Source organism: Nostoc favosum CHAB5714 (genome assembly GCF_020829495.1).
GTDB classification, from domain to species: Bacteria; Cyanobacteriota; Cyanobacteriia; order Cyanobacteriales; family Nostocaceae; genus Nostoc; species Nostoc favosum.
Genome location: NZ_JAIVFQ010000207.1, coordinates 1 through 4,390 on the forward strand (window position 1 = coordinate 1; position 4,390 = coordinate 4,390).

Below are 4,390 nucleotides of genomic sequence, written 5' to 3' on the forward strand. Positions count from 1 at the left end.
GTGAAAAAACCTGTATCAAAGTTTCGTTCTAAAAAGCCAACACACAGAGGTACTGGACAACCAGTTGAAGCTCCTAAATTTCATATCACTAATCAGTCTTTCAGCCTTAACTGAACCGTATTGCTCTTAAAGATTTTGCAACAGCGTATGCTAGCAGAGGAGGTACAGCATTTCCAATTTGAGTAAGTTGTGAGTTCATACTGCCTACAAACTGAAATGCATCTGGAAAAGATTGTAGCCTAGCTGCTTCTCGAAGCGAGATACCGCAAGCTTGGTGACTATCAAAATGAATGTGCGAATATGAATCTTTACCAATATGTGCAGGTACAGTTCGTGCTGGCTGATCTGCCCACATTTTGCGAAATTTATTAGGATAACGATGAACTTTATAAGGGGGAACAGTCGCCTTATGTATCCGCTGCCAGTCTTCACTTCCTTCAATAATCTTTTTTCCAGAATTTCTCTCTAACTCAGTTATTTTTTCATTAAATATTTGATTTGCGATTTCTAGTGCTTCAGGATACATAGCACCTGCTGGCATTCTGCGGAATATTTCGTAATCACGAGGCATATATCTAATAATATGTCCAGTAAATTCATTTGACTGTACATTAAACCCCGGCCAGTTTTTCATCTGATATGTGAAATCATTATTTATGGATAGATACTGCATTTTTAGATTGACATTTCTCGGCAATCACTTTCCTGTCCTACCATCTAGATGGTGGTAAATTGGTGGTAAATCAGTAAATGCTTGTGCAACTGTCACGGCAGGCATCAATTTTGAAGATAAATCATAATGATCTACGTAGTGATCGTGTGGAGACAAAACTTCAATATGGTTTTTGCCAGCGCGAGAAGTTGAATAACCCATAGGAATATCATATTCGTATCGTATTTTAGGGAATGATGGTACTACATTTAACTCTTTACGTATACCTACTAAAAACATACGTTCTCTAACTGTGGAACACCGTACCAAACTGCATTCAATAGTGTATAACGAGTTTCATATCCAAGTTCTTGAGCAGTTGCAGCAATTTCTTCTGCAATATTTCTTCCAACAAACTTACCCATTTCTCGCACATTTTCTATGACAAAAGCAATTGGCTTTAAGGCTTCCAAATAAGAGAGAAAGTAATGATACATTGTAGCCCTTTCATCATGTGCATGAGCATATTTCTTACCTGCTATATCCCATAATGCAGCACGGCCAAGCCTAGAAAATGCCTGACAGGGGGGGCCACCAATAATAATATCTACTTCACTTTCAGGAGCTACAAATAGAGGTGATAAGTGTGATACAGCAGTAAATGGACTAATCTTGGTGATATCTGTATAAGTAGCATATCCCTCTGGCGGTGCAATTCTAGAAAAATTAATTTCATGAGATTTTCGAGCATCATCGTTTAGTTCAATTGCAGTAACACATCTATATTTAGCTCGATGAAACCCAAGACTCATTCCACCACAGCCAGCAAATAAATCTACTGTGCGAAAATACCCACGTTTTACAGCTACTTCAAGCTTTAAGATTGACCAGTGTTTTGATTGCATGGCTTCAGCTTCAATTGGGGATAATTTTATCCCTTCCTCTACATCACAACGTATTCTCAATTTTTATAGCCTATCAACTATCTATGCAACTGCAACAGACAAAATGCATCTTTTTCCGAAAGGTTTTGGATCTTGTATGCGATTGCTCCCCCTTTTGCTTGCATTATGCTATCATTTTGATAAAATCTACTTTGAACTAAAGCGATGGCTACCCTTTATGTAAGAAATTTACCCGATGATTTGTATGCAAAACTGCAAGAGTTAGCGGCATCTGAACACCGTTCAATTAACGCCCAAGTTATAACTCTGTTAGAACAAGCTTTAAAAACTGAAGCACAGCAAACAGAAGAAGAAAGACGAAAGAATGTCCCAAAACTTTTAGAGGAAATCCGCCTTCGCCGTGAAAAGCTACCAACTGATATCGAATGGCCTGATAGCACTGCCATGATTAGAGAAGATCGGGACAGATGACAATTCCTCTTAGGTGCGTCGTGGATGCCAGTGTGTCCGTTAAGCAATTTATTCCCGATCTGCTAACAGCCAAGGTTAATCAACTGTTTGCTCACCTTGCCTATCCCCAGACAGAAATCTTTGTACCTGACTTATTTTACATTGAGTGTACAAACGTTTTGTGGAAGTATGCTCGTGCAGGTAGTTACAATGTTTCTTTGATTCAAGGGAATTTAGCTAGTCTCAAAGCTTTTCCTTTGCGTGTTGTCTCCACAGCTGATTTGATGGCGGATGCAGTTGCGATCGCATTAAATTATGGAATCTCCGCCTACGATGGCTCTTATGTTGCACTTTCACAGCAGGTTAATGCTACTTTGCTGACTCTCGACGGGAAGTTGGTAAAGGCAATAGCCGCTTCGTCTTACAATGTTTCCTCGTTTCATGACTTTGAGGTTCCACCGTTGGAGTCAATGTAGAAGCGATCGCTTTTCCTCACTATATATTCAACCCCAAAGTATTGGATGAGACTAAACATCTCGATACATCAGGGTTGGGGATGAGGTTTAGACTCTATTACAGCGAAGTGAGAATCGCTTGGAATGATTAAGTTGCCCGATCAATTTTTTGCACTTCTTCATCAGATAGTTTCACATTGATAGCTTGTGCTGAGTCTTCAATGCTAGAAACCTTGCTAGCACCAGGAATTGGCAAAATAGCGGGCGACTTGGAACGCAACCACGCCAGAACGATATTATATACTGACACGCCTTTTTCTTTAGCTAAGTTAGCGATCGCAGGGATATCTTGCAAGTCCTGATGGCGACGCCTACCACCAAAGGGACTCCAAGGCAAAAAGGTCAATCCTTGTTGTTCGCAATACTTCAATACGCCGTCATTTTCTGGCTGTCGTTGCCAAGGGCTGTATTGATTCTGCACCGAGACAATATCCACTACATCCCGCGCCTGCTTAATTTGTTCAACGGAAAAGTTAGAAACTCCCACAAATCGAATCAAACCTGCCTCGACTGCCTCTTTAACTGGTGCAAGGGATTCTTCGATGGTGTAATTAGGATCGGGGGAATGGTATTGCCAAACATCGATGGGTTTAGCACCACCAAACGCCTCAAAACTAACTCGAATTGTTTCGCGTAAATGTTCTGGGTTGCCGTTGCTTGTCCAGCTTCCATTGGGACGCATCAACCCGCCTTTGGTTGCCACAATTACTTGGCTAACATCGCCTTTGTAACTAGTAAGTGCCTTGTGAATTAGCCGCTCGTTGTGGTGCTTATCTGACTCATCTTTGCAGTAAGAGTCGGCAGTGTCAATAAATGTAATACCCAGATCCAAAGCCCGATGAATAACTTGGATTGATTCCGATTCGGGAGGACGATTATAAATTGACATGGGCATACCACCCAAACCGATCGCACTCACAAAGATACCAGTTTTTCCTAGCTGTTTGGTTTCCATGCTTCTAGCTATAGTTTTCTGCCCCAATTATCTACCAGTTACCCAAAGCTTTTTTAGCGATTCATCATAAATCCTCCCTGGTACTTAGACTTGGCGAGCAGTGAATAATCCATAAGTGCAATACTCTACTCAGGGGTTAGATATCAGACCTCTTGCATAAATCAAAAATAAGAACCCCACCCCACAAAAAATAGTTGAGTATTTTTTTATTTAGAAATCCCTTAGTCCACGGAGGTGGGCTTTTCTGCGAGACGCTACGCGAACGCTTGTATAGTAGCGAATTATATTCGCCCATTACTTTAAAACCTTATTGGGTTATAGCCGCGACTTCAGGATACTGGAGTCGTTTTGCTCATTAACACAATCTAGTCAACTACAAATACCCACTTTGTCAGTTTGTTTAATTAAGCTATGTTTGGTAAATAAAATAAGTAGCCCACATGATCGGCTGTTATTCCACACTTGACATAAAGCATTGTGAGTGCAAAACGTCTGCCAGAAACCATTGCCCATGTCAGAATTACCCGCCAATCCTGGCAACACGGCTTCCTTGAAGGCGAAGTGAATGCGGGTGAGTTTGAGTGGCATTTCCAGTGGCATTTTCGCCGGGGAGAACTTGCCGTCAAGCCTTCCCAAGGCCGCGCCTTAATCAAAGAACCCCTCGGTCGATTCTTGGAGCAACAAGATTACCAGCTAGAGCCTGGAGGAGATTATGCTTTTACTATTCGGGCGGAACTTTAAAAGTTAGGAGTTAGGAGTTAAAAGTTAGGGGTTTGGAGTTTGGAGTTTAGCTATTACGCCGTAAGCCTCCCACTAAAACGGTACTCCGTTTAGTGGTGAGATATAAGGCGGTTAAAATTAACGCGACCTCCAACCAATTCAATCCGCAGGATTGACAGGGAGGGGGTCAGTG

7 protein-coding genes are annotated in these 4,390 nt (G+C 41.6%); 3 read left to right on the forward strand and 4 right to left on the reverse strand.

Features of this window, described 5'->3' with window-relative positions; translation table 11 throughout:
• Positions 1-106: 106 nt before the first annotated feature.
• From LC586_RS39725 to LC586_RS39735, 3 genes are all read right to left on the reverse strand, one after another.
• Complete coding sequence (locus LC586_RS39725; RefSeq protein WP_369010558.1) at positions 107-673, reverse strand: DNA cytosine methyltransferase; 567 nt, start codon at positions 671-673, stop codon at positions 107-109.
• Between the two features lie 24 nt (positions 674-697).
• Positions 698-874: a hypothetical protein gene (locus tag LC586_RS39730; RefSeq protein ID WP_229491264.1), complete on the reverse strand. Its 177-nt coding sequence runs from the start codon at positions 872-874 to the stop codon at positions 698-700.
• Positions 875-942: 68 nt separating this feature from the next.
• Entirely contained in the window at positions 943-1,557 is a 615-nt protein-coding gene (locus tag LC586_RS39735; protein WP_229491265.1) for a DNA cytosine methyltransferase, read from the reverse strand.
• Between the two features lie 204 nt (positions 1,558-1,761).
• On the opposite strand from LC586_RS39735, the gene LC586_RS39740 reads away from it, so the two are divergent.
• Both LC586_RS39740 and LC586_RS39745 read left to right on the forward strand, forming a co-directional pair.
• The gene (locus LC586_RS39740; RefSeq protein ID WP_094330234.1) at positions 1,762-2,028 is read left to right on the forward strand and encodes a FitA-like ribbon-helix-helix domain-containing protein; all 267 of its coding nucleotides are present in this window, start codon (positions 1,762-1,764) and stop codon (positions 2,026-2,028) included.
• Entirely contained in the window at positions 2,025-2,483 is a 459-nt protein-coding gene (locus LC586_RS39745; protein WP_229491266.1) for a type II toxin-antitoxin system VapC family toxin, read from the forward strand. Before LC586_RS39740 ends, LC586_RS39745 begins: the two co-directional genes overlap by 4 nt.
• Positions 2,484-2,610: 127 nt before the next feature.
• On the opposite strand, the gene LC586_RS39750 is transcribed toward LC586_RS39745, so the two are convergent.
• The gene (locus LC586_RS39750) at positions 2,611-3,477 is read right to left on the reverse strand and encodes an aldo/keto reductase (RefSeq protein ID WP_229491267.1); all 867 of its coding nucleotides are present in this window, start codon (positions 3,475-3,477) and stop codon (positions 2,611-2,613) included.
• A 477-nt stretch (positions 3,478-3,954) separates the two neighbouring features.
• Between LC586_RS39750 and LC586_RS39755 the strand changes: the two genes are divergently transcribed.
• On the forward strand, positions 3,955-4,218 hold the full coding sequence (locus LC586_RS39755; protein ID WP_118171445.1) for a DUF3146 family protein: 264 nt from the start codon (positions 3,955-3,957) through the stop codon (positions 4,216-4,218).
• Positions 4,219-4,390: the final 172 nt, after the last annotated feature.